The organism is Polaromonas sp. P1_F4 (assembly GCF_056405675.1).
Genome location: NZ_JBFUBP010000015.1, coordinates 26123 through 48770, shown reverse-complemented (window position 1 = coordinate 48770; position 22648 = coordinate 26123). Strand labels below are relative to the sequence as shown.

At 63.7% G+C, this 22648-nt stretch carries 21 protein-coding genes; 11 read left to right on the top strand and 10 right to left on the bottom strand.

Annotated features, from left to right (window positions below; all coding sequences use genetic code 11):
• Nucleotides 1–9: 9 nt before the first annotated feature.
• Nucleotides 10–1197 carry a DSD1 family PLP-dependent enzyme gene (locus AC1DYQ_RS21620; protein ID WP_477688525.1) on the top strand — a complete coding sequence of 396 codons (1188 nt, stop codon included), beginning with the start codon at nucleotides 10–12 and terminating at the stop codon, nucleotides 1195–1197.
• A gap of 25 nt (nucleotides 1198–1222) precedes the next feature.
• On the opposite strand, the gene AC1DYQ_RS21615 is transcribed toward AC1DYQ_RS21620, so the two are convergent.
• The 4 genes from AC1DYQ_RS21615 to ruvA form a co-directional block, all read right to left on the bottom strand.
• Nucleotides 1223–1618, bottom strand: a complete 396-nt coding sequence (locus tag AC1DYQ_RS21615) for an energy transducer TonB family protein (protein WP_477688524.1) — start codon at nucleotides 1616–1618, stop codon at nucleotides 1223–1225.
• Between the two features lie 101 nt (nucleotides 1619–1719).
• Nucleotides 1720–3453: a rhomboid family intramembrane serine protease gene (locus AC1DYQ_RS21610; RefSeq protein WP_477688523.1), complete on the bottom strand. Its 1734-nt coding sequence runs from the start codon at nucleotides 3451–3453 to the stop codon at nucleotides 1720–1722.
• A 45-nt stretch (nucleotides 3454–3498) separates the two neighbouring features.
• The gene (gene ruvB / locus AC1DYQ_RS21605) at nucleotides 3499–4575 is read right to left on the bottom strand and encodes a Holliday junction branch migration DNA helicase RuvB (RefSeq protein WP_477688522.1); all 1077 of its coding nucleotides are present in this window, start codon (nucleotides 4573–4575) and stop codon (nucleotides 3499–3501) included.
• 10 nt (nucleotides 4576–4585) lie between these two features.
• Nucleotides 4586–5158, bottom strand: coding sequence for a Holliday junction branch migration protein RuvA (ruvA, locus tag AC1DYQ_RS21600; protein ID WP_477648181.1), 573 nt, complete (start codon nucleotides 5156–5158; stop codon nucleotides 4586–4588).
• A 91-nt stretch (nucleotides 5159–5249) separates the two neighbouring features.
• Here ruvA and AC1DYQ_RS21595 point away from each other — a divergent pair, with 91 nt between their 5' ends.
• Together AC1DYQ_RS21595 and ybeY are read left to right on the top strand one after the other, a co-directional pair.
• Complete coding sequence (locus tag AC1DYQ_RS21595) at nucleotides 5250–6260, top strand: PhoH family protein (RefSeq protein ID WP_477670040.1); 1011 nt, start codon at nucleotides 5250–5252, stop codon at nucleotides 6258–6260.
• Nucleotides 6250–6705 carry an rRNA maturation RNase YbeY gene (gene ybeY, locus AC1DYQ_RS21590; protein WP_477688521.1) on the top strand — a complete coding sequence of 152 codons (456 nt, stop codon included), beginning with the start codon at nucleotides 6250–6252 and terminating at the stop codon, nucleotides 6703–6705. Before AC1DYQ_RS21595 ends, ybeY begins: the two co-directional genes overlap by 11 nt.
• 68 nt (nucleotides 6706–6773) lie before the next feature.
• On the opposite strand, the gene dtd is transcribed toward ybeY, so the two are convergent.
• The 3 genes from dtd to AC1DYQ_RS21575 all read right to left on the bottom strand — a co-directional run bounded on the left by dtd (nucleotide 6774) and on the right by AC1DYQ_RS21575 (nucleotide 8972).
• Nucleotides 6774–7223 carry a D-aminoacyl-tRNA deacylase gene (gene dtd / locus AC1DYQ_RS21585; RefSeq protein ID WP_477688520.1) on the bottom strand — a complete coding sequence of 150 codons (450 nt, stop codon included), beginning with the start codon at nucleotides 7221–7223 and terminating at the stop codon, nucleotides 6774–6776.
• Nucleotides 7223–7981 (bottom strand): substrate-binding domain-containing protein, encoded by a 759-nt coding sequence (locus AC1DYQ_RS21580; RefSeq protein WP_477688519.1) that lies wholly within the window; start codon nucleotides 7979–7981, stop codon nucleotides 7223–7225. Before AC1DYQ_RS21580 ends, dtd begins: the two co-directional genes overlap by 1 nt.
• A gap of 76 nt (nucleotides 7982–8057) precedes the next feature.
• Nucleotides 8058–8972: a cation diffusion facilitator family transporter gene (locus AC1DYQ_RS21575; RefSeq protein ID WP_477688518.1), complete on the bottom strand. Its 915-nt coding sequence runs from the start codon at nucleotides 8970–8972 to the stop codon at nucleotides 8058–8060.
• Between the two features lie 121 nt (nucleotides 8973–9093).
• On the opposite strand from AC1DYQ_RS21575, the gene AC1DYQ_RS21570 reads away from it, so the two are divergent.
• Nucleotides 9094–9651: a FecR family protein gene (locus AC1DYQ_RS21570; protein ID WP_477688517.1), complete on the top strand. Its 558-nt coding sequence runs from the start codon at nucleotides 9094–9096 to the stop codon at nucleotides 9649–9651.
• Complete coding sequence (locus AC1DYQ_RS21565) at nucleotides 9648–10259, top strand: OmpA family protein (protein ID WP_477688516.1); 612 nt, start codon at nucleotides 9648–9650, stop codon at nucleotides 10257–10259. Before AC1DYQ_RS21570 ends, AC1DYQ_RS21565 begins: the two co-directional genes overlap by 4 nt.
• 123 nt (nucleotides 10260–10382) lie before the next feature.
• On the opposite strand, the gene tyrS is transcribed toward AC1DYQ_RS21565, so the two are convergent.
• Nucleotides 10383–11615 carry a tyrosine--tRNA ligase gene (gene tyrS / locus AC1DYQ_RS21560; RefSeq protein WP_477688515.1) on the bottom strand — a complete coding sequence of 411 codons (1233 nt, stop codon included), beginning with the start codon at nucleotides 11613–11615 and terminating at the stop codon, nucleotides 10383–10385.
• Between the two features lie 225 nt (nucleotides 11616–11840).
• Here tyrS and AC1DYQ_RS21555 point away from each other — a divergent pair, with 225 nt between their 5' ends.
• Nucleotides 11841–13205, top strand: coding sequence for a peptidoglycan DD-metalloendopeptidase family protein (locus tag AC1DYQ_RS21555; RefSeq protein ID WP_477688514.1), 1365 nt, complete (start codon nucleotides 11841–11843; stop codon nucleotides 13203–13205).
• Between the two features lie 128 nt (nucleotides 13206–13333).
• Entirely contained in the window at nucleotides 13334–14470 is a 1137-nt protein-coding gene (locus AC1DYQ_RS21550; RefSeq protein ID WP_477688513.1) for an anhydro-N-acetylmuramic acid kinase, read from the top strand.
• A gap of 3 nt (nucleotides 14471–14473) precedes the next feature.
• Here AC1DYQ_RS21550 and AC1DYQ_RS21545 read toward each other — a convergent pair whose 3' ends face one another.
• On the bottom strand, nucleotides 14474–16603 hold the full coding sequence (locus AC1DYQ_RS21545; protein WP_477688512.1) for a lytic transglycosylase domain-containing protein: 2130 nt from the start codon (nucleotides 16601–16603) through the stop codon (nucleotides 14474–14476).
• A 9-nt stretch (nucleotides 16604–16612) separates the two neighbouring features.
• Here AC1DYQ_RS21545 and AC1DYQ_RS21540 point away from each other — a divergent pair, with 9 nt between their 5' ends.
• Nucleotides 16613–17251, top strand: coding sequence for a 5-formyltetrahydrofolate cyclo-ligase (locus AC1DYQ_RS21540; RefSeq protein WP_477651343.1), 639 nt, complete (start codon nucleotides 16613–16615; stop codon nucleotides 17249–17251).
• 102 nt (nucleotides 17252–17353) lie between these two features.
• Nucleotides 17354–19222 (top strand): M48 family metallopeptidase, encoded by a 1869-nt coding sequence (locus tag AC1DYQ_RS21535; protein ID WP_477688511.1) that lies wholly within the window; start codon nucleotides 17354–17356, stop codon nucleotides 19220–19222.
• Nucleotides 19223–19400: 178 nt separating this feature from the next.
• Here AC1DYQ_RS21535 and AC1DYQ_RS21530 read toward each other — a convergent pair whose 3' ends face one another.
• Nucleotides 19401–19790: a RidA family protein gene (locus tag AC1DYQ_RS21530; protein ID WP_477648168.1), complete on the bottom strand. Its 390-nt coding sequence runs from the start codon at nucleotides 19788–19790 to the stop codon at nucleotides 19401–19403.
• 149 nt (nucleotides 19791–19939) lie between these two features.
• On the opposite strand from AC1DYQ_RS21530, the gene AC1DYQ_RS21525 reads away from it, so the two are divergent.
• The gene (locus tag AC1DYQ_RS21525; RefSeq protein WP_477688510.1) at nucleotides 19940–21496 is read left to right on the top strand and encodes an ABC transporter substrate-binding protein; all 1557 of its coding nucleotides are present in this window, start codon (nucleotides 19940–19942) and stop codon (nucleotides 21494–21496) included.
• Between the two features lie 200 nt (nucleotides 21497–21696).
• On the top strand, nucleotides 21697–22638 hold the full coding sequence (locus tag AC1DYQ_RS21520) for an ABC transporter permease (protein ID WP_477648166.1): 942 nt from the start codon (nucleotides 21697–21699) through the stop codon (nucleotides 22636–22638).
• The last annotated feature ends 10 nt before the right edge of the window (nucleotides 22639–22648 follow it).

Genomic DNA, 22648 nt, shown 5'->3' with positions numbered 1-22648 from the left:
TACGTATCCATGAGCACCCTGCCATCCCATCTGGCCGAACTGATCGGCAAACCGGTCAACGACATCGATACCCCCGCCCTGGTCATCGACCTGGATGCGATGAAGCGCAACCTCGCGCGCATGGCCGAATTTGCCAAGAAGCACAACGTTCGTTGGCGTCCCCATGCCAAGCTGCACAAAAGCGTCGCGCTGGCCAAGGCGCAGATGCGGGCCGGCGCCATTGGCGTGTGCGTGCAAAAAACGTCCGAAGCCGAAATCATGGTGGCCGGCGGTGTGTACAACGTCTACATCAGCAATGAAGTGATCGCCCCGGGCAAGTTGGCCCGTGTGGCGGCGCTCACGCAAAAAGTCGCGGCCCAGGGTGGGCACCTTGCCATTGCGGTGGACAGCACCGAAGGCGTCATCCGCCTGGCGCAGGCCATGACGGAGGCCCGCATCAACAAAAAGAGCACGGGCGCCACCGTGATCGACGTGTTTGTGGAAATTGACGTTGGCCAGGGCCGCTGCGGTGTCGAGCCCGGCGCCGCCGCCGTCACGCTGGTACTGGAAATCCGCAAACACCCCGCGCTGCGTTTTGCCGGCTTGCAGGCCTACCACGGCAAGGCCCAGCACATGCGCAGCGCCCAGGAAAGGCGCGACGCCATCGCCAGGGCGGTGGAGGCCGTGCTCCTGACGCGCAAACTGATCGAAGCCCAGGGCATCACGGTAGACCTGGTCACGGGGGCCGGCACCGGCAGCCTGATGCTGGAGGCCGCCAGCGGCGTCTACGGCGAACTGCAGGCCGGCTCCTTCATGTTCATGGACGCCGACTACGCCCAAAACGAACGGGACCCGTCGCAGCCGCAGTTCGAACATGCGCTGTTCGTCAAAACGCAGGTTGTCAGCACGCACGGCAGCCATGCGGTGTGCGACGCCGGCCATAAAAGCCACGCCATTGATTCCGGCCTGCCGCTGGTGCATGCCTTTGACAGCGAAAGCGAGCTGGCCTATTTCAACGGCGGTGATGAGCATGGCATTTTGCGGCCCGCCGGCGACAGCAAGCGCCTGCCCGGCCTGGGCAGCATGCTGTGGCTGATTCCCGGCCACTGCGACCCTACCGTGAATTTGCACGACGCCATGATCGGCGTGGCCGGTGGCCTGCGCCACGGTACGGTGCAGCGCATATACCAGGTCGACGCGCGCGGCGCATTGACCTGACTCCCCTGCGCGTAAAACAGCGCGCCTAGAAGTTCACGCCGTAAACAGCGTACATCGGTGACGGCGCACCATTGATGCGCCCGCCCCGGTACTCCGCCTCGCGTGCCGACTGCAGCACCGCCTCATTGAGCTCGGCATGCGTGGACGACAGCACACGCGCATCGAGCAACCGGCCTTCAGCATCCAGCAGCGAGATCACTACAACCCGGCCATGGACTCCCTGCGCGCGGTAAGTCTGCAACGCGTCCAGCGCACCGGGCTTGCGCACGCGTGCGATGGAAATTTTTTGCCCCATACCGTCGCCGTCCTGCATCTGCGGCGCCTGCGGATGATCAGCGTAGAGTTTTCCCATCTGCCGGAACAGTTCGGGGAATTCCGGCAGGCTGGACGTGGAAGCGAGAGGCACGGCCGGATTGGGCATGCGCGGTCCCGATGCCGGGACCGCGCAGCCCCCGACAGCCATTGCCCAACAAAGCATCAGACCTAGCGAAATCAGGGAACGGCAAGACATGGCTATTTTTCTCAGGGGTTGGATTTGGATTTGGGTTTGGCGGCACTCACGCGCTCGGAAATCCGCGAATCAATGGCCTTGAGCTCCGCGCTGATCACCCGCACGCGGGCCTGGCCGGCTGCGGCGGTGACATCGCCCTGCACGGCACGTGCAGTGGCCAGCTGGATTTGCATCAGTTCCACCATCAGGTTGTTGGCGCGCTTGACGTCGCGCATGCCGGCGCCGACTTTGTCATTGGCAGGAATGTCCAGCGGGGCCAGGGCGCGCTGGACGGCCTGATAACCCGGCAGGTGCCGTGTTTCTATCGCCTGGACAAATTCAGGCTCCGGCAACTTGCCTTCCCGAAAAGCTTTGACATCGGCCTGAAAGGCTTTTTCCGCGGCTTGCATTGCGGGCAAAATGCGGGTCAATCCGGCCTGGAATTCAAACAGCTGCCGATGGTGCACGGCAGGGGTGGGCGTTGTGACTACCAGCGCGGCCAGCGCCATGGACGACACCAGCGCACCGATGGCCGCCGTTGAAAGTCGCCGCGCCGGCGTGGCCGCATCGGCGATCTTTTCCGTCAGCAGCCAGGCCAGTACACATCCCGCAATAAGACCACCCACGTGAGCGGCGTTGTCGATGCCCTGCTGGCTGAAACCCTGGACAAGGGCATAGGCCAGAAAAACCCCCTGGCTGGTCATCACCTTCTTGGTGGTGAGGCCGGGTATCTGCCCGCGATGCTGGTGCATCGCGACCAGCAAGGCCCCCAGGACACCGAACACCGCGCCGGAAGCGCCCACTGAAACCGATTGCTGAGCGGAAAAGTGCAGGCTGAGCGCGCTACCGGTAAGTGCGCTGGCCAGATAAATCAGCAGGAACTGGAAATTGCCATGAAGCCGGTTGAGCTGCCTGCCGGCTTCCCACAGGCCCAGCATGTTCAGCGCGAGGTGCAAAAAGCCGCCATGCAGAAAAGCGGCCGTCAGTAGGCGCCAGTATTGCCGGTCTTCCACTACCGAGGCCGCCGAATTGGCACCCCAGGCCAGAAGCTCCGAGGGCAAGGGCTTCAATGCGCTCAATCCGGAACCCAGATTGGCCAGCCAGACGGCAACGTTGAGGCACACCACCAGGTAAAGCGCCCACGTCACGGGCGTGAGCTGTTTGAGCCGGGCCTCAAAATCCTCGGCCGCCTTGAGTTCTGCAGTTCGTTGTGCCATGGCCTGCATGAAGCCGCGCCCGCCGTACGCTGCGAAGGCCTGCGTCGCAGCCGCTATCGCCTGGGTGTGGTCTTTGGTCCTGATGCTGCTCAATGGAATACCGAGGCGTTTTTTACGGCTGCCCCACCACCATTTTTCGTTCACGTGCGGCGCGAGCGACACGATGATCGACGTGTTGCCCTGCACAGTCTGCGACTCGATGTCGGAAACCTCGGACCACGCGACGCACCTGTTTTTCAATACGGCGGCGCTGATGCCTTCCGGACCCACGCGAAGCGCTGGACGCCCACTGACCAACTGCCGCCCGAGAAGCCAGGCAAGCCACAGCAGGCCACCCAGGGAGAACACCCGCCACCCCGGAAAGCCGGTGAGCGGGACAAACACGAGCATCAAGGCCGGAATGGCCGCGAGGAACAAAAAGAGGATCGTCAAGGTACCCGTCGTGCTGCGCCACGATGGGGAAAACTCACGCACATAATCATCGTGAGTCGCGCCGGCAGCCGAATCGCCATTCAGCTCTGCCGACGGAACAGTATCCGGAAATTCCACTATTCCCCCTCCTGCCCTTGCCACCCCGGTGAGCGGGCCTGTTTTTCAAAGGTGTTGCGCGCCGAAAAAGTCCTGTCCCTGCTGCGGCGGCGCCACGCCCAGGTGGCGGTAGGCGGCCAGCGTGGCGATGCGTCCGCGCGGTGTGCGCTGCAGATAGCCCTGCTGGATCAAATAGGGTTCGATCACGTCTTCGATCGTGTCGCGCTCCTCGCCGATGCTGGCGGCGATGTTGTCCAGGCCCACCGGGCCGCCGTCGAAGCGGTGAATGACAGCCTCCAGCAGCTTTCTGTCCATCACGTCAAAGCCCTGCGGGTCCACGTCGAGCATGGCGAGTGCCTTGTTGGCGATGTCCAGTGAGATGTGGCCGGTACCTTTCACGTCGGCGTAGTCGCGCACGCGGCGCAGCAGGCGGTTGGCGATGCGCGGCGTGCCGCGAGAGCGCCGGGCAATTTCAAAACCGCCTTCTTCATCCATGGGCGCATTGAGCAACTTGGCGCTGCGCCGCACGATGCGTGCGAGTTCGTCGGGCGTATAAAACTCCAGCCTCGCGACGATGCCGAAGCGGTCGCGCAGCGGGTTGGTCAGCATGCCGGCGCGCGTGGTGGCACCCACCAGCGTGAAGGGCTGCAGGTCGAGCTTGATGCTGCGTGCCGCCGGGCCTTCGCCGATCATGATGTCGATCTGGTAGTCCTCCAGCGCCGGGTAGAGGATTTCTTCGACCACCGGGCTCAGGCGGTGGATTTCGTCGATGAAGAGGACGTCGTTCTTTTCAAGGTTGGTCAGCAGCGCCGCCAGGTCCTTGGGCTTTTCCAGCACCGGGCCGGAGGTCTGCCGCAGGTTCACACCGAGTTCGTGCGCAATGATGTGGGACAGCGTGGTCTTGCCCAGACCGGGCGGGCCAAAGAGCAGCACGTGGTCCAGCGCCTCGCTGCGTTTTTTGGCCGCGCCGATGAAGATCTCAAGCTGGTCGCGCACCTTGGTCTGGCCGACGTACTCGTCAAATAGCTTGGGGCGCAACGCGCGCTCGATCGCCTCCTCGCCCGGCGAGGCCGGGGCTGCCGACATGACGCGTTTGGCGGGCGGGAAGTCGCCGGGGGAAAAGTCGTCTGTTTGTATGGTCATGCTGGAAGGTCTACTTAGCCAGCGCCTTCAACGCCAGCTTGATGCCGTCGCTCACGCCAATATCCTTGGGTAATGCCTTCAGTGCCAGCGCAGCATCGCGGTCACTGTAGCCCAGCGCCACCAGAGCCTGCAGGATATCGGACTGGGCATCGTTGGCGACGCTGACCTGAATACCGATGTCGGCGCCCAGTTTTCCCTTGAGTTCAAGCAGCAGGCGCTCGGCAGTCTTTTTGCCGATGCCGGGCACCTTGATGATGCGGCCGGCTTCTTGCTGGGTGACGGCTTGTGACAGCTCTTCAACGCTCATGCCGCTGAGCACGCTGAGCGCGGTGCGTGGGCCTACGCCGGAAATCTTGATGAGCTGGCGGAAGGCGGCACGTTCGGTGGCGCTGCCGAAACCGTAGAGGATCTGCGCGTCTTCGCGCACCACAAAGTGCGTCAGCAGGCTGACTTTTTCGCCCAGGCCGGGCAGGTTATAGAAGGTGCTCATGGGTACCAGCACTTCATAGCCGACGCCGTTGCAGTCCACCAGGATTTCCGGGGGATTTTTTTCGGCCAGCTGGCCTGAGAGTCTTCCGATCATGGGCAAATCTTATCAGTCAGACGCAGGCGTGCGTTTGGGCGGACAATTGTGTTTTTTCGCTTCTACCCGGTTTTTCAGGAAACACACTGCCTTGATTCTTCGTCACACCTTCACGCCGCCGAACAACACCCGTATGGGCCATCTGTGCGGACCCATGGACAGCCACATCCGCACCATCGAGGTGGCGCTGGACGTCACGATTGCCCACCGCTTCGAGCAGTTCAAGATCGACGGCACCAAGGTGAAGGCCAACCAGGCGCTGGAGGTGCTGCAGGCCCTGTACGAAATCGCCCAGCGCCCCATAGAGCCCGAAACCGTGCAGCTGATGCTGGCCGGCGACACCGCGCTCAGCATCGCACCCGACGGCGCCATGGCGCTGTCGACCCGCCGCGCCGACCTGCGTGCCCGCACCACCAACCAGGGCACCTACCTGGAAAACATCGCCACCCACGACATCACTTTCGGTATCGGCCCGGCCGGCACCGGCAAGACCTACCTCGCCGTGGCGTGCGCGGTGGATGCGCTGGAGCGCAGCACGGTGCAGCGCATCGTGCTGACCCGCCCGGCGGTCGAAGCCGGCGAGCGCCTGGGTTTCCTGCCGGGCGACTTGAGCCAGAAGGTGGACCCTTACCTGCGTCCGCTGTACGACGCGCTGCATGAGCTGATGGGCTTTGAGCGCGTGCAAAAGGCCTTTGAGCGCCAGCAGATCGAAATCGCACCGCTGGCTTTCATGCGCGGCCGCACACTGAACCACGCGTTTGTCATCCTCGACGAAGCGCAAAACACCACGCCCGAGCAGATGAAGATGTTTTTGACGCGTATCGGCTTTGGCAGCAAGGCCGTGGTGACAGGCGACATCAGCCAGGTCGATTTGCCGCGCACGCAGCTGAGCGGCCTGGTGGACGCGGAGCGCGTGCTCAAGCGCGTGAAAGGCATTGCGATCACACGCCTGACGAGTGCCGACGTGGTACGCCACCCGTTGGTTGCGCGCATTGTGGATGCGTATGACAAGACACGACCCGGCATCGCAGCAGAAATTGCTACAGATTCGATAGCTGCTCCCGCACGTCGCACAAGCGCCAGGAGCCGAAATGGCTCTTAAAAACCTGAGCCTGTCCTTGCAGTTCGGCGACCTGAAAGACGCCGCCCGCCACCGCGCCGCCCTGCCGCGCCACAGTGTGGGCCGCTGGATCCGCCACGCGCTCGCGCATGACGGCGAGATCACCGTGCGCATCGTCGACGCCGAAGAAGGCCAGGCGCTGAACCGGGACTACCGCCAGCGCGACTACGCCACCAACGTGCTGACCTTCGACTACACCCAGGAGCCGGTGGTCACGGCCGACCTGGTGCTGTGCGCGCCGGTGGTGGCCAAAGAGGCGAAAGAGAACAAGAAGACCTTGCAGGCCCACTACGCCCATCTGCTGGTACACGGCACGCTGCACGCGCAGGGCTGGGACCACGAGAGCGGCGAAGCCGATGCCGAAGCCATGGAAGCGCGTGAAATCGAGATCCTGGCCGGCCTGGGCATCCAAAACCCTTACCGCTGAGATTCAAGGGTTTTTTGGCTGAAGCCCAATAAGGACGGGCGCAAAGAGCTATTGAATTGATAGCGGGTTCACGTGCCCGGCGCAACCTGCAGGGGAATGGTCACCGGCCCGTCATTGACCAGGTGCACCTGCATGTCGGCTGCGAATTGCCCGGTTTCGACTTGCGGGTGCAGGCTGCGGGCCTGGGCCACAAAGTAGTCGTACAGCCGGCGCCCTTCGTCAGGCGGGGCCGCACCGGTGAAGCTGGGCCGGTTGCCGCCCGAGGCGTCGGCCGCCAGTGTGAACTGGCTCACGATGAGCAGGCCGCCTTTGACGTCCTGCACGCTGAGGTTCATTTTTCCGGCTTCGTCCGAGAAGATGCGCAGCTTCAATATCTTGGCCAGCAGCTTGTCGGCCTGCGCTTCAGCGTCGCCGCGCTCGGCACACACCAGCACCAGCAGCCCGCCGCCAATCTGGCCGACGGTTTCGCCGGCAATCACCACGCGGGCTTCGGCCACGCGCTGCAGCACCGCCTTCATCAGTCGGTCACGCCGGCAGCCACAAACAGCGGCTTGCCGACCGGGCCGGCCAGGAAACTGACGAACTGCTGGGCCACGTCCTGCTGTTTGCCGGAAGCCAGCGGCGCGGCGGTGTACGACGTGTAGTTCTGCACCTCGGCCGGCACCGGGCCGACGAACTTCAGGCCCTTGTCCTTGTACAGAAGAATCTCGGTCATCGCACCGAAGCCGATCTCGCGCCCCTTGCCCTTGAGCACGTGCTCCATCACCGAGGCGCCGTCGGGGTAACGTGTGGTTCTGCCTTCCACCTGCACATACACATCCATCTTCTTGAGAAGGCCTTCCAGGTACAAGCCGGTGGATGCGCGGTTGAACACCAGCGAGTCGGCGGCCAGCACCGAGCGTTTGAGTGCCTCGGCATTGGCGATGTCAGGCACGGGCGCGCCTTCGCGCACAGCCACGCCCATGCCGACACGGCCGACGTTGGCGCGTGTTTCCGCCAGCTTGCTGGCCGCGGCAAATTCGCCGATGACGGCGGGCGGTGCAATCACCACGTCAAACGCCGGATTGCTGTCCATGCGCTTTTTCAGTTCGGGTGCGGTGTTGAAGGTGATTTTGGCGGTGTGGCCGGTCTGCTTTTCAAAAGCGGCCGCGGCCGCCTTGAGGCCGGGCTCGATGGCACCGGCGCTCAGCACCTGGAGCTCCGCCGCCTGCGCGGCGGCGCTGAGCAGTGCGCAGGCAAGGACGCGGGCGGCAAGCGCAAGAGGGGTTCGTTTCATCAGGGCTCCTGGACTCATGGGTAGAAGGTCGGAAGTTCGGGGAAATTATCGGTGGCCGGAAGAGGGCGGCAGGCCGTCAGATCAGGTCGGCCTCATCGTCGAAATGGGCTTCCACGTCGCTGGGCAGCAGCTGGATGCTGGCGCGCAGGCCGGGCACGGCGCTCATCAGCGCCTGTTCAACGCTGGTGCGCACGGCCGCTGCGCGGCCCAGCGACCAGCTGGCCGGCATGTGCATGTGCATATCGACAAAGCGCCGCTGGCCGGCGCGGCGCGTGCTCAGGTGGTCAAAGCGGATGGTGGGGTGGCTGAAGCCAGCGAGCGTTTTCTGGATCTCGGCCAGCACCTCGGGCTCTACCGCCTCGTCCATCAGGCCTTGCGACGAGCGCCAGACCAGCCGGCCTCCCTCCCACAAGATATTCAGGGCCACGCCGATCGCCACCACGGCGTCCAGCCACAGCCAGCCGTTCAACATGACAGCACCTATGCCGACCACCACACCAACGGAGGTCCAGACGTCGGTCACCAGGTGCCGGGCGTCGGCCTCAAGCGCGATGGACCGATGCTGCCGGGCCGCGCGGAACATCACCCAGGCCAGCAGGCCGTTGAGCGCCGAGCTACCGATGGACAAGGCCAGACCCCAGCCCAGCTGCTGCAGCGGCCGCGGGTCCAGCACGCGGTGCGCGGCAGCCCAGATGATGGCCACAGCCGCACCGACGATCAGTGCGCCCTCGAAGCCGGACGAAAAATACTCGGCCTTGTGGTGGCCATAAGGGTGGTCGTCGTCGGCCGGGCGCTGTGCGATCGTGACCATGGCCAGGCCAAAGAGGGCGCTGGCCAGGTTGACGAAAGACTCCATGGCATCAGACAGCAGGCCGACCGAATCCGTGATGTACCAGGCCGCCGTCTTGAGGACGATGGTGACTGCGGCCACTGCGACGGAAGCGCGCAGCAGCCGTTGCGGCGTCAGGGACTGCCAGGCGGGAAAATTCATCTGTGCATTGTGAGGTATGGGGGCATGCCGGGTAACAAACCGGAGAAGGGTGGCGGGGTGGCAAGACTTGCCCGGCGAATCGTAACCAAAGGTAATGGATAATCGGCCCAAAGAGGTCTTCATGAAACATCGCTATCTGACAACCTTGGCCGGACTGATGCTTGCAGCCGTGCAGGCCACCGCACAAACCCAGCCGGAACCTGCCGCGGTCGTTCCGGCTACGCCGGCAGCCGCGCCAGCCGAGGCATCGGCCCCAACCGCTTCTGTACCCTTGCCCCCACCTCCACTCGCCCCCGGGCAGGCCGGCTTTCTGAAAACCCTGCGCGGTGATGTCAAGCTGCTGGAGGCCGGCGGCGCAGCGCGGCCGGCAAAGGCCGGAGACCCTGTATTGCCCGCCGGCCGCATCGTCACCGGCGCCGACTCCGCCGCCAGCCTGGTACTGCGCGACGGCACCACGGTGGTGGTGGGCCCGGCTTCGCAACTGGACATCAAGGGTTTCAGCTTTGATGCCACCACCCAAGAGGGCGGCCTGCTGCTTTCCCTGCTGCAGGGTTCGCTGCGCATGATGAGCGGCCTGGTGGGCAAAGCCCACCCCGAGACCGTGCGCATCGAGACCAAGACCGCTTTCATCGGCATTCGCGGCACCGACTTCATCGTCCAGGCGGACCCACAGCCATGAGAATCCATTTCCCCCTTCTCTCCGCCATTCTCCTGAGCACGCTGCTGGCGGCTTGTTCCACCGGCACCCGTGTTGTGCTGCTGCCGCAGGAAGACGGAACGCCGTCCGCCGTGGTGGTGCGCGCCCGCGAAGGCAGCGGCGGCGAAGCCGTGCTGTCCGCGCCTTTCCAGCGTGCCACGGCAGCGCTGGGTGCGACCGGTGTCCCCAAGGTGGACCAGGCCGATCCGGCCAAGGTGCGCGCCGATAACGCCGCGTTGTTCGACATGGCGCCGCCCAGGGGCAAGCGCTACACCGTGTACTTTGATGCGGGCGGCACGGTGCTGACGGCCGAGTCGCAGAAAATCATGGAAGACGTGCTCGCCGATGCGCTGGCCCGAAGCGGCGGCGACATCGTGATCACCGGCCATACCGACACCGTGGGCGCCGGCGCCAGCAACGACGTGCTGTCGGCCCAGCGGGCGCAGCAGGTGCGCCAGATATTGATCGACCGCCAGTTTCCGGCGGAGCGCATCGAAGCGGCGGGCCGGGGCGAGCGCGACCTGGCGGTGCCTACCGCTGACGAAGTGGAAGAACCGCGCAATCGGCGCGTGGCCATCGAGGTTCGCTAGGGAAATCGCCAGAATTCAAGTGAAATTACCCTGCAGCCCAATAGGAACGAGCGCAAGCAGCTATTAAAACTGTAGCGCTCGGTCGCCGTCCGCGGGTCTGCGGAAAGCGCCCCGTGCCGCAGTTCAGGCCAGCGTGACCCTGGCAAACTTGCGTTTGCCCACCTGCACCACATACGTTCCGGTGTCCAGCTTGAGCGCCTTGTCGCTCACCACGCTGGAGTCAATCCGCACGCCGCCGCCCTCAATAAGGCGCGTGGCTTCGCTGCCCGAGGGCGCGAGGCCGGCCGCCTTGAGCAGCGCACCAATGCCCATCGGTGCGCCTGACAGCGACACCTCGGGAATCTCGTCGGGCACGCCGCCCTTGCTGCGGTTGATGAAGTCCTGCTCGGCGGCATCGGCCGCAGCGGCCGAGTGAAAGCGCGCGGTGATTTCCTTGGCCAGCGCCACCTTGGCGTCCTTGGGGTTGCGCCCGCTATCCACTTCGGCCTTCAACGCCGCGATGTCGGCTTCACTCTTGAACGACAGCAGCGTGTACCACTTCCACATCAGCACGTCGGAGATCGACAGCACCTTGGCGAACATGGTGTTGGCGTCTTCGCTGATGCCGATGTAGTTGTTCTTGCTCTTGGACATCTTCTCGATGCCGTCCAGGCCTTCGAGCAGCGGCATGGTCAAAATGCACTGCGGCTCCTGGCCGTATTCCTGCTGCAGGTGCCGGCCCATCAGCAGGTTGAATTTCTGGTCGGTGCCGCCGAGCTCGAGGTCACTCCTGAGCGCGACCGAGTCGTAGCCCTGCATCAGTGGGTACAGAAACTCGTGCACGCTGATGGGCGTGCCGGCCTTGAAACGGTCGTTGAAGTCGTTGCGCTCCATCATGCGGGCCACGGTGTAGTGCGAAGCCAGCTTGATCATGCCGGTGGCGCCCAGCGGTTCGCTCCACTCGCTGTTGTAGCGAAGCTCGGTTTTGGCGGGGTCCAGGATCTTGTCGGCCTGCGCCCGGTAAGTTTCGGCATTGACCTTGATCTGCTCGGGCGTGAGCGGGGGCCGTGTGGTGTTGCGCCCGGACGGGTCGCCGATCAGGCTGGTGAAGTCGCCTATAAGAAAAATGACTGTATGGCCCAGATCCTGGAGCTGACGCATTTTGTTCAGTACCACGGTATGTCCGACATGAATGTCAGGCGCCGTGGGGTCCAGCCCCAGTTTGATGCGCAGCGGGACGCCCGTGGCCTCCGATTTGGCCAGTTTTTGTATCCAATCGTTTTCCGGGATCAGCTCATCGCAGCCGCGCAGGGACACAGCCAAGGCCTCCCTGACGCGGTCGGTGACGGGGAATTTTGTAACAAGCTCTTGATTCATAAGGGTTTTTCACATGTCGGGGAATTGTCCGACAGATATACTGGCGGCTCTCCTGCAGCGGCGGAGCCATTTTAGTTGGCCTGCAATTTGCTGATCAGGAAACTCATAACCGGATGGCTCCGGCCCCACCCCTGCATCCAGGGCTGGCCGCCAAAGCTCTCCACCTTTTATACAGCAGTCCGGTGCTCGCGCAGCACCCGATGCACTTTTGTTGGGAATACTGCTTTGCCACTGCCATCTCCCTCCCAGATACTGCTGCCCATCGCCGACAGCCTCCGTCGCCATCCCAAACGGGTCACCGCCAGCCTTGCAGCGCTGCTGCTGGGCACAGGCGTCACCGCATTCGGCGTTGCGCCCCTGGCACCCGATGCGGCCAACCTGCCGGTCCGCCAGATACTCGAAGCGGTCGAGCCTTTGCCCACGCAGATACAGACCGATTCCCTCACCGATTTCCGTTTCAAGCTGTTCCGCACCGAAAGCACCCGCAGCAGCGATACCGCCGACACCCTGCTCAAGCGCCTGAACATCGACGACAGCGCCGCTGCCGCCTTTTTGCGCAGCGACGCCAATGCGCGCCTGCTGCTGTCGGGCCGGGCCGGAAAGAACGTAACCGCTGAAGCCAGCGACAGCCAGCAACTGCTCAAGCTCAGCATGCGCTGGCCCACTGACGACGAAACGATGTTCAAGCGCCTGGTGGTCGAGCGCGGCGCTGCCGGCTTCAGCTCGCGCATTGAAACCGCCCCGTATGTGGCTACTGCGCGCTTGTCCAGCGGCAGCATCCAGACCTCGCTGTTCGCCGCTACCGACGACGCCCGCATCCCCGATGGCGTGGCGGTGCAGATCGCCGAAATTTTCTCCAGTGATATCGATTTCCGCCGCGCACTGCGCAAGGGCGACCGTTTCAACGTGGTCTATGAAAGCCTGGAAGCCGACGGCGAGCCGCTGCGCACCGGCCGCGTGCTGTCGGCCGAGTTTGTCAACGCCGGCAAGGCCTACCAGGCCATGTGGTTCCAGCCTCCGGGCGTGGACGCCACGGGCGCTGCCCACAGGGGCGGCTACTACACGCTCGACGGCCAGAGCCTGCGCCGCGCCTACCTGAGCTCGCCCGTCGAGTTCTCGCGCATCAGCAGCGGCTTTTCGATGCGTTTTCACCCCATCCTGCAAAAATGGCGCGCCCACCTGGGCACCGACTTCGCAGCGGCTACGGGAACACCTGCACGTACCGTCGGCGATGGCGTGGTGGAGTTTTCGGGTGTCCAAAACGGTTACGGCAACGTGGTGTTCGTTCGCCACCGCAACGGTCATGAAACTGTTTATGCCCACCTGAGCAAAATCATGGTGCAGCGCGGCCAGAACGTCAGCCAGGGCCAGACCATCGGTCTCGTCGGCTCCACCGGCTGGGCCACCGGCCCACACCTGCATTTCGAGTTCCGTGTCAACGGCGTGCACCAGGACCCGATGATGATCGCCAAGCAAAGCGAGACCATCCCCGTCGCTGCGGCCTCCATGCCGCTGTTCAGGGAGCGTGCAGCCGGCGTGAAGACGCAGTTGCTCGCGGCTGCGACGATCACCCAAACCCGGGCTGAATAAATGGCCCCCACGGTCGCTCACTTCGTGTAGCTTCCTGCCCCCCGAGGGGGGCCGCTGCGCCTGCGGCCCGGCAAAGCCGGTTCCGCGGCCCCTGCTGGTAGGGAACTTACTGCGGCAGAATAGTCAGAATGCTTGATCTCTACATTGGCCTGATGTCAGGCACCTCGCTTGACGGCGCCGACGGCGTCCTGGTGGCGTTTGAGGGCGACAAGCCGCGCGTGCTCGCCGCCGCGACCGAGCCATTCAGCGATGCCTTTCACGCCGAACTTCTGGCGCTCAATACACCCACCCACAACGAACTGCACCGCGCCGCCCTCGCCGGCAACCAGGTCGCTGCGGTCTATGCCAAGGTCGTCGCCGCGCTGCTGACCCAGGCGGCAACCCAGGATATCTCGCCGCTAGACATCAAAGCCATAGGCGCGCACGGCCAGACCGTGCGGCACCAGCCGCAAAGAACGTCAAACGAGCCTGCCGGCGCGGGCTATACGCTGCAGCTCAACAACCCGGCCCTGCTGGCAGAGCTCACGGGCATCACCGTCGCGGCCGATTTCCGCAGTCGCGACGTGGCCGCGGGCGGACAAGGCGCGCCGCTGGTGCCGGCTTTTCACCAGGGTGTCTTCGGCCGTGAAGACACCGCAGTGTGCGTGCTCAACCTGGGCGGTATTTCCAACCTCAGTGTGCTGCCGAAAGCGGCGGCCTCGCCGGTGCTGGGATTTGACTGCGGGCCGGGCAATGCGCTGATGGATGCCTGGTGCCGGCAGCATACCGGCCAGCCCTATGACGCCGGCGGCGCCTGGGCGGGCAGCGGCAAGCCGCTGCCCGCATTGCTGGACAGCCTGCTGGCCGAGCCCTATTTTTCGCAGTCGATTCCCAAGAGCACGGGCCGCGACCTGTTCAGTCTGGACTGGCTGGCAAGCAAGCTCCAGCCCTTTGCCGGCGAGCGGCCTGAGGACATCCAGAACACCCTGACCGAGTTCACCGCCAGGGCCTGCATCTTGGGCGTCGATGGTTACGGCAAAGGCAGCGAGTCGCTGATCGTCTGCGGCGGCGGCGCTTTCAACAACCACCTGCTGGCGCGCCTGCAGGCCGGCCTGCCCTCGCTGCACGTCAGCACTTCCGACCAGCACGGCCTGCCGCCGTTGCAGGTAGAAGCGGCGGCGTTTGCGTGGCTGGCGCGGCAGCTGGTGCTGGGTCGACCGGGCAATCTGCCCAGCGTGACGGGCGCGCGCGGCCTTCGCGTTCTCGGCGCGGTCTATCCTGCCTGAGGCCTAAGGTAAGTCCTTGTAAGGCTCGGGCTGCGCCGCATCGCGCGGCCCCACAGTGCTCAACCTTGCTTTCAGCGACTGCGGCCGCCCCGTCAGGATGGCCGCGTAGTTGGTGGTGTTGGACAGCACTTTTTTCACGTAGTCGCGCGTCTCGCTGAAAGGAATGCTTTCGGCCCAGATCGCCGCGTCCAGCACCGGGCCGTTGCGCCAGGTGCGCGGACGGCCGGGCCCGGCGTTGTAGGCGGCCGCGGCCATGGGCATGGAGCCGTTGAAGTCATCCAGTGCGAACTTGAGGTAGGCCGTGCCGATCGCGATGTTGGTGTCGCGATCGTTGAGCTGCTCTTGCGTGAAACCTTCCAGACCGATTTTTTTGGCCGTCCAGCGCGCCGTGGCCGGCATGACCTGCATCAGGCCAGAGGCGCCCGGTCCGGAACGGGCATCCATGATGAAACGGCTTTCCTGGCGGATCAGGCCATACACATAGGCCGGGTCCAGGCCGATGGACTGGCTGCGTTTGGCCACTGCTTCGCGAAACGGCATCGGGAAGCGTTGCTCGAAGTCGATCTCACCCTTGGTGCGTTCGCTGGTGTTGATGCAGCGGTCCCAGATCTGACGGTCGCAGGCGAGCTGGGCGGCCGCCAGCAGCTCACGGTCGTTCATGCCGCCGCGCTTATGCAGGTTGGTGCTGTAGTTCCATTCGCGGTTACCTTCCGAGCGCAGGTCGATCGTGATGGCATATATGGCGCGGTTCAGGCCCGGGTTCAACCGTGCGGCTTCTTTTTCCTCGGCCGTCAGCGGCGCGGGCCTGGCCGGCACTGTGATCTTCTGGCCCAGCTCTTCCAGCGCGAGCTGCTCGTAAAAACCACGGGTCGACGCAAAGGACTGCAGCAAGGCCAGGGCCTCGGCCCGCTGCGGCGCAATGGTGATGCCGGTGCTGATGGTTTGCGTCACGCCGGGTGTGGTCGCGACGACGATCGGGCCTTTGGGCGCCACGTCGGGCGGCGCGGTTGCCAGCAGCGCACGCGCTTTCCAGTAGCTCCAGGTGGGGTCCTTGCGCGCGTCGTCGCTCATGGCGTTGACCGCTGCCAGCACCAGCGTCCAGTTGGGCTGTGTGCCCGCGCGCAATGCGGCCCGGACTTTCCAGCCCAGCATGTCGTCGGTAAGGTCGGTGTCCTTGGTGACCTTGGCAAAGTATTGCAGTGCGTCGCCTGCAGGCGTGGTGCCCAGGCGGGTGGCGGCCTGCCTGCCGATTACACCCCAGACCCAGTTGCGCTCTTCGGTATTCAGCTGCATGCCCCATTTGTTTTCCATTTGGGATGCCGCTCCGTCCGTGTCGCTGATCGCCATCTTGATCAGCGCCAGCGTGACGATTTCGCGCCGCGCCTTGCTGAGCGCGAGGTGTTTGCCCGCCAGGAACCTGATGGGGCTGGCGTTCAGTTCATTGACCATGCCAACGGCATCGGGGGCAACGATCTGCACGGCGCCTGTCGCTGCCCGGGGCCGGTTGGCTTCAGTGGCCAGGCGGGCCTTGATCCACGCGTCCTGCGGTGTGAGGTTTTTGGTGCCGACCAGCCGCTCGGCGGCCGAGTTGCAGCCGTCGTCAGCTTCGCGCTGCGCAAACCAGTTCTTCTTCACTTCGTCAGCCAGGCGCGCATCAGCCACCGGATTTTTGAGGTGTTCGACCAGCAGCGCGTAGCAACGCACTTCCTTGTCGTCGTTCATCCGGTAGTTGGGGTATTCAGCGGCAAAGCCGGCCCAGTCGCGGCGCTGGCCCAGCAGCAACAGCCAGTCGTTGCGCAGGCGGTCTTCCTGGTAGGTGCCGGCGTAGCGGCCGAAAAAATCCTGCACTTCCTGTGCACTGGCTTCGCCCAGGCGGGCTTTGAGCTCCCAGTAGGCGGCCCAGGGCTCAAGCGCGTGGCCCCGGGCCTGGGGCAGCAGTTGTGCCAGCCGGCCCTTGTCACCGCGTTTGAAAGCCTTGTTCATCTCCACAATCACGTTGTCAGCTGCGCTGGCGCTTGCGGGAAGGGTGGTTTGGGCGGTTGCAGGAACGAGCAGCGTCAGGGAGGCAATCGCGGAAAAAATGGCGGGCAGGGCGGCCGAACGTACCGGGCCGTTAAGAAATTTGTATAGCATCGGGACATTATGGACAAATTAAGCATACGCAAGGCGCTGGTGGAAGCGCGACTGAACATGCCTGACCGCCTGGTGCGGGCTGACCTGCTGCAGCGTGTGATGCGCATCTGGCTGGTAGGTTCCACGCACGAGGTGATTGGCGCGTATTGGCCCATCAAGGGCGAGTTCGATCCGCTGCCTGCGCTGTACCGCTGGCAGGAAGATGCCATTTTGAGCCAGGACTCGTCATCAAATCCGGCGCTGGACCAAGTGGAACGTGCGCAACTAGCTACTGAAAGCATAGCAGCGCGATCGCCGCGCAAGATCGGTCTGCCGGTGGTCAACAAGCTGCACAAGACATTGACTTTCCATGCCTGGTACCCGGGCTGCCCCATGGAAGAAGACGCCTACGGCATTCCGAAACCAAAAGATACAGAGGTGATTATTCCCACCCTGCTGTTCGTGCCCTGCGTAGGTTACGGGCCCGGGGGCTATCGGCTGGGCTATGGCGGGGGCTTTTACGACCGCACGCTGGCCACGCTGCAGCCACGGCCCTTCACAGTGGGCCTGGGCTATACCCAGGGCTGGCTGCCCGACATGGAGCCCGAGCCGCACGACATTCCGCTCGATGCCATCCTGAACGACAAGGGCGTGGTCTGGCCGGTGTGACCGTCAGGCGCCCGACAGCCTCCCGGCTTCGCGGGTGAGAAGGGCCGGTATATTAGCCACTCGAGCAAAGCGGTTAATGACTAAAAAAACAGGGAGCGGAGCATGGCAGGCAGTGGAGAAGACAGCAATACGGTCAGCAGCAGGATCAGGAAGGACCTGCTGAAAGTTCTGGCCCTCGCGCTGGTGACGCTGTTTCTGGTTCCGGGTTCAACCTTGCTGTTCGCCAGGCATGCACAGCAGCAACTCGACCGCACCATCATCCAGTCGATAGAGCGGCAGGTCGACCAGGACTCGAGCATGTCCGCCGAAAGCAAGGCGCAAACCAAGAAGTTTTACCGTGACAACCCGGTCTCCCGCATATGTGCCGATGCCAACGCCGACCTCGTGCAGGACAGGGACATGTTCTGCGAGCCGTTCTCCGAAGTCTGGCAGTTTTACGCAGCGCATCTCATCGCCAAATGGACGATTGCCGGCGGTGTGGCCATCTTGCTGGTGGAACTGCTGCTGGGCGCCGTGGCTTTCTGGAACCGCAAGGCCCAATATCTGAGTTTTGTGACCGGCTGGCGCCTGCTGAGCCTGGCCAGTGCGGCGCAAATGCTGGTGCAGGGCACCATGCTTGTCTGGCTGTCCTTTTGGGTGACGGCGTTCTTCTTTCACGTGTATTACATCAAGCTGATCGCGCTGATCGGCTTTGTGGTGGCTGTCGCGGTGTTCTTTGCCATTGCCGGACTGCTGCGGCGCCCCGCCATGGGAAATACCATTGACGGGGAACTGGTCAGCGATGGCGACGCGCCGGGCCTGTGGGCCAACACCCGCGCCCTGGCCGCACGCCTGAAGACCGCACCGCCCAAACAGATCGTGGCGGGCATCGACACCAATTTTTTTGTCACCGAAGCGCCGCTCACCGTGGCCGGCCAGGCGCTCACCGGCCGCACGCTGTTTGTCAGCCTTCCGCTGCTGCGGCTGCTGGATCGCGCCCAGGCCGATGCCGTGCTGGGCCATGAGCTCGCGCATTTTCGCGGTGGCGATGCCGCCAGCAGCGCCCGGCTTGGGCCCAAGCTTGTGCAGTACGACCACTACCTCGGCCTGATGCGTGGCGGCGGCCTGACGGTGGCGGTCTATCACCTGATGTACCTGTACCGGGTGATCTTTGAGTTCGCGCTGATGCGTGACAGCCGCGAGCGCGAATTCAAGGCCGACCGCGCCGCCGCGAAGCTGGTTTCGCCGCAGGCCATTGTGGAATCGCTGATCAAGATTACCGCCTACGCGAGCTACCGGTCGGAAATCGAGCGTGAACTGTTCGAGCACGACCGGCAGCACGGCCAGCAACTCGGCATTGCGCAGTTTGTGGCCTCGGGCCTGGCACCCTACGCCGCCTCTACCAAATTCGTGAAGGCCATGGGAACAGCCAGCGTGCCTCATCCGTTTGATTCGCATCCGGCCATGCTGGATCGCATGAAAAACGTGCGTCACCTGGTCAAGCCCGACGCCTTCGGCGCCATCGTGACTGATCCACCATCGCGCAACTGGGCTGACGACATACAGACCGCGCCGCAGATTGAGCAACGACTGTGGTCGGCCTACGAGCAGGGTTTTGCCGCTGACCATGAACGTACCCTCGCTTACCGCTATGGGCCGGACAATGACATGGAGCAGGCGCTGGTGCTGCGCTACTTTCCTCCTGTGCTGTTTCAGCTCAAGGGCACTCTCTCTGTCGGTGTGACATACAGCGGCCTGCAGCTGCCTGGCAAGCCCGATGAACTCTCGTGGGATGACATCCAGAACCTTGGCTATGAAAACGGTTTTGGCGGCGATGTCCTCACGGTTACCTTGACTGAAAAAGGCCTGTTGGGTGCCAAGACAACCAAGGTAAAACTGCCCGGCATCAGTGCGCAGCGGGAGCAGTTCAAAGAGGTGCTGGGGACTTACCGGCACCGGCATGAGGTGATGCGCGAGCAGTTGGCGGGGTAGGCTTTTATCGGCCGGTTCTTGCTCCGGCCTTTGCGCTCTTTGCTGAGATCTGCTGGCCGGGGGTAGCCCGGCGGCTACTCACTTTTCTTTTGCTTCGCCAAAAGAAAGTTACTTGCATGCCGGGCAACCCCCGGCCAGCAGGATTCAAAGGAGGGCGCGCCGCCGGAGCAAGCCAGGCCTAGCCCTTGGGCTTGTAAGCCACAACATCAATCTCCACCCGTGCATCCACCATCAACCGCGCCTCAGTCGTCGAGCGGGCCGGCTTCTTCTCACCGAAATAGCCCATGTAGATGCGGTTGAAGCTGCCGAAGTCACGCGCATCCTGCAGCCATACCGTGCTCTTGCAGACGTCGTCCAGCGTGCAACCGGCCAGGGCCAGCACCGCCTGCAGGTTCTTCATCACCTGGTGGGTCTGCACCTCAATTCCGCCGGTCACGATCTCGCCGTTTTCATTGGCCGGCACCTGGCCGGAGACATAGACGAAGTCACCGGCGCGTACAGCGGGTGAGAACGGGCGTGGCTGGCGGTCGGAGGCCAGCGGAGGATTTCCGAAATGTTCCAGAGGCATGAAGAACTCCTTTTTTCCAGTCTCTTTTGTAGCAAATTATGAAATATATTTTCATGAATATGTGCAAATACTCGGGTTTATCCTGAAAATGATCGTCTTCAGGTCAATTAATCTTCACTTTTGAAATTTAACTTCAATCAGGAGTTGTCATGATCCGTGGAATTCGCATGCACCGCCGCACTGCCCTGTCTTCCCTGTTGGCCCTGGGTGCGGCCGGCGCCGGCTTCGGTCCGGCCGCCGCGCAGACGGGCAAGTCAGCCCTGAACCTGGCCATGGTGGCTGAGCCGCCGACACTGGACATCCAGTCGACCCCGGCCGACCTGGTCTGCATCATCATGCAGCACGTCTACGAGCCGCTGTTCACCTTCGACGCCAAGGCGGCCTTGGTGCCCATGCTGGCCGAGGCGATGCCCAAGATCTCGGCGGACGGCAAGCTCTACAGCATCGCACTGCGCAAGGGCGTGATGCTGCACAGCGGGCGCGAGCTTCATGCCGACGATGTGGTGGCCAGCCTGAAACGCTGGATGGAAGTCTCGCCGCGTGGCAAGTCGGTGGCGGTGCAGGTGGCCGACCTGTCGGCCAAGGGCCCGCACGGTGTGGAGATCAGCCTGAAGAACGCCTATGCGCCGTTGCTCTCGCAACTGGCCATGGCGTCGGGCATGGCAGCCATCATGGCCAAGGAATCGCTGGCCCAGCCGCTGCGCGAATACGTGGGCACCGGGCCCTACAAGTTCAAGGAGCGCAAGCCCGACCAGTATGTGCTGCTCACCCGCTTCGACGGCTACACCGCGCGCAATGAAGCTGCCAGCGGCTACGGCGGCAAGCGGGTGGCTGCGGTGGAGGAACTGCGCTTTGTGCCGGTGCCCAATGCCAACACGCGGGTGGAAGGCGCGCTGGCAGGCCAGTTCCACTACGCCGATTTGCTGCCGATTGAGGCGCTGCCCCGGCTGGAAAAAGCCGCCGGCAAGGTGGTCCCCATCATGACCCCCTCTTTTGGCTTTCCTTACCTGGTGTTCAATACCAAGGAAGGCTCGCTGGCACGGCAGCCTGTACGCAAGGCGGTGCAGACCGCGCTGGGCGAAGGCGAGATGCTGGCTGCGGGCTTTGGCGACACGCGCTTTTTCATCGCCGAAGGCAACCATTTTCCCAAAGGCACCCCTTTCTATTCCACCGCCGGCACCGCAGCGTATAACGAACGCGATGCCAAGAAGGCCAAGAGCCAGGCCGAGCAGGCCGGCTACAAGGGTGAGCCGGTGCGCATCCTGACCAGCCGGCAGTACGACTTTCACTACAACATGGCATTGATCATGGCCGAGCAGCTCAAGCGCGCCGGCTTCAAGGCCGAGCTCAACGTGGTCGAGTGGGCAACGCTGCTGCAGCGCCGCGCCGACCCCAAGCTGTGGGACATCTACATCACCCATTCGGGCCTGTTCCCCGAACCCATGCTTTCGCCGCCGCAACTGGGCGACGGCGCGCCGGGCTGGTGGAGCTCGCCCGCCAAGGCCGAGGCGCTGGCCGCGCTGAACCAGGAGCCGAACCCTGCCAAGCGCGGTGCGTTGTGGGGCAAGGTGCAGCAGGTGGTGTATGACGAGGTGCCTTACATCCAGGTGGGCAAGTTCGCCAGCCTGTCGGCGCGTGCCCCTGCGCTGCAGGGCTACACCCCCTATACCTATCCGTTCTTCTGGAATACCAGCCTAAAGAGTTGAGCCCCCACGCTCCCCCACTGCGAGCCTGCGGCGCGCTGCCCCTTTCCTCACGTATGGGGGCCGCCCGCCTGCGGTCCGGCAAAGCCGGTTCCGCGACTTGACTGGCTTGTTTCGTTTCGTCTCGGATCGGGTTTAGTGCTGCTGACAGGACACCCTTGGATGGATAAAGAGATTTCCCCCTTTATGAATAGAGCAATGTCATGACACGGTACCTCCTGTCCCGGCTGGGCGGCATGCTGGTGGTCATGGCCATCGTGGCGGTGCTGGTTTTCATTCTCACGCGCGCCGCGCCGGGCGACCCGATCGCCGTGCTGCTGGGCGACCAGGCTACAGCCGAGGACATCGCGCGCGTGCAGAAGGTCTATGGCCTGGACAAGCCCCTGCCAGTGCAGTTCGGCCTGTGGGTCCGTGAGCTGGCGCGCGGTAACCTGGGCGAATCGATCTTTCTGCAGCGCCCGGTGACCCAGGCGCTGTGGGAGCGGGCCGAGCCCACGACCCTGCTCTCACTGATGGCGATTGCCATTGCAGCGCTGATCGGCGTGCCCTGCGGCATCGTTTCGGCCGTGTATCGCGGCAGGGCCGTCGACCAGGCCTTCACCGGTTTTGCCATGCTGGGCGCCAGCATCCCCAGCTTCTGGTTCGGCCTGGTGCTGATGCAGATCTTCGCGGTCTCGCTGGGCTGGTTTCCGGTTTCGGGCTATGGCGAGCCGGGCGCCTCACTGGCGGCCCGCATCCACTGCCTGGTGCTGCCGGCCACGGTGCTGGGCGTGCTCAATTCGGCGCTGATCATCCGCTTCACCCGCGCCTCCATGCTGGATGTGCTGGGCGAGGACTACGTGCGCACTGCCCGGGCCAAGGGGCTTTCGGAAAACGTGGTGGTGCTCAAGCATGCGCTGCGCAATGCGTTGGTGCCCATCGTCACCGTGCTCGGCCTGACAGTGGCGCTGATGATCGGTGGCGCGGTGGTCACCGAGACGGTGTTCGGATTGCCCGGCGTGGGCAACCTGGTGGTGAGCGCGGTGATCCGGCGCGACTACCCGGTGATCCAGGGTGCGCTGCTGGTGGTGGCCGCGATCTACGTGGTCATCAACTTTGCGATCGACCTGCTCTATACCGTGGTCGACCCACGCGTGAAGTACTGAAGCGACGCAT

What these genes read in the sequence shown, in the direction of transcription:
- AC1DYQ_RS21620 (WP_477688525.1), top strand. Translation starts at nt 10, where the DNA reads ATGAGCACCCTGCCATCCCATCTGGCCGAACTGATCGGCAAACCGGTC.
- AC1DYQ_RS21615 (WP_477688524.1), bottom strand. Translation starts at nt 1,618, where the DNA reads ATGCCCAATCCGGCCGTGCCTCTCGCTTCCACGTCCAGCCTGCCGGAA.
- ruvB (WP_477688522.1), bottom strand. Translation starts at nt 4,575, where the DNA reads ATGACCATACAAACAGACGACTTTTCCCCCGGCGACTTCCCGCCCGCC.
- ruvA (WP_477648181.1), bottom strand. Translation starts at nt 5,158, where the DNA reads ATGATCGGAAGACTCTCAGGCCAGCTGGCCGAAAAAAATCCCCCGGAA.
- ybeY (WP_477688521.1), top strand. Translation starts at nt 6,250, where the DNA reads ATGGCTCTTAAAAACCTGAGCCTGTCCTTGCAGTTCGGCGACCTGAAA.
- dtd (WP_477688520.1), bottom strand. Translation starts at nt 7,223, where the DNA reads ATGAAGGCGGTGCTGCAGCGCGTGGCCGAAGCCCGCGTGGTGATTGCC.
- AC1DYQ_RS21580 (WP_477688519.1), bottom strand. Translation starts at nt 7,981, where the DNA reads ATGAAACGAACCCCTCTTGCGCTTGCCGCCCGCGTCCTTGCCTGCGCA.
- AC1DYQ_RS21575 (WP_477688518.1), bottom strand. Translation starts at nt 8,972, where the DNA reads ATGAATTTTCCCGCCTGGCAGTCCCTGACGCCGCAACGGCTGCTGCGC.
- AC1DYQ_RS21570 (WP_477688517.1), top strand. Translation starts at nt 9,094, where the DNA reads ATGAAACATCGCTATCTGACAACCTTGGCCGGACTGATGCTTGCAGCC.
- AC1DYQ_RS21565 (WP_477688516.1), top strand. Translation starts at nt 9,648, where the DNA reads ATGAGAATCCATTTCCCCCTTCTCTCCGCCATTCTCCTGAGCACGCTG.
- tyrS (WP_477688515.1), bottom strand. Translation starts at nt 11,615, where the DNA reads ATGAATCAAGAGCTTGTTACAAAATTCCCCGTCACCGACCGCGTCAGG.
- AC1DYQ_RS21550 (WP_477688513.1), top strand. Translation starts at nt 13,334, where the DNA reads ATGCTTGATCTCTACATTGGCCTGATGTCAGGCACCTCGCTTGACGGC.
- AC1DYQ_RS21545 (WP_477688512.1), bottom strand. Translation starts at nt 16,603, where the DNA reads ATGCTATACAAATTTCTTAACGGCCCGGTACGTTCGGCCGCCCTGCCC.
- AC1DYQ_RS21540 (WP_477651343.1), top strand. Translation starts at nt 16,613, where the DNA reads ATGGACAAATTAAGCATACGCAAGGCGCTGGTGGAAGCGCGACTGAAC.
- AC1DYQ_RS21535 (WP_477688511.1), top strand. Translation starts at nt 17,354, where the DNA reads ATGGCAGGCAGTGGAGAAGACAGCAATACGGTCAGCAGCAGGATCAGG.
- AC1DYQ_RS21530 (WP_477648168.1), bottom strand. Translation starts at nt 19,790, where the DNA reads ATGCCTCTGGAACATTTCGGAAATCCTCCGCTGGCCTCCGACCGCCAG.
- AC1DYQ_RS21525 (WP_477688510.1), top strand. Translation starts at nt 19,940, where the DNA reads ATGATCCGTGGAATTCGCATGCACCGCCGCACTGCCCTGTCTTCCCTG.
- AC1DYQ_RS21520 (WP_477648166.1), top strand. Translation starts at nt 21,697, where the DNA reads ATGACACGGTACCTCCTGTCCCGGCTGGGCGGCATGCTGGTGGTCATG.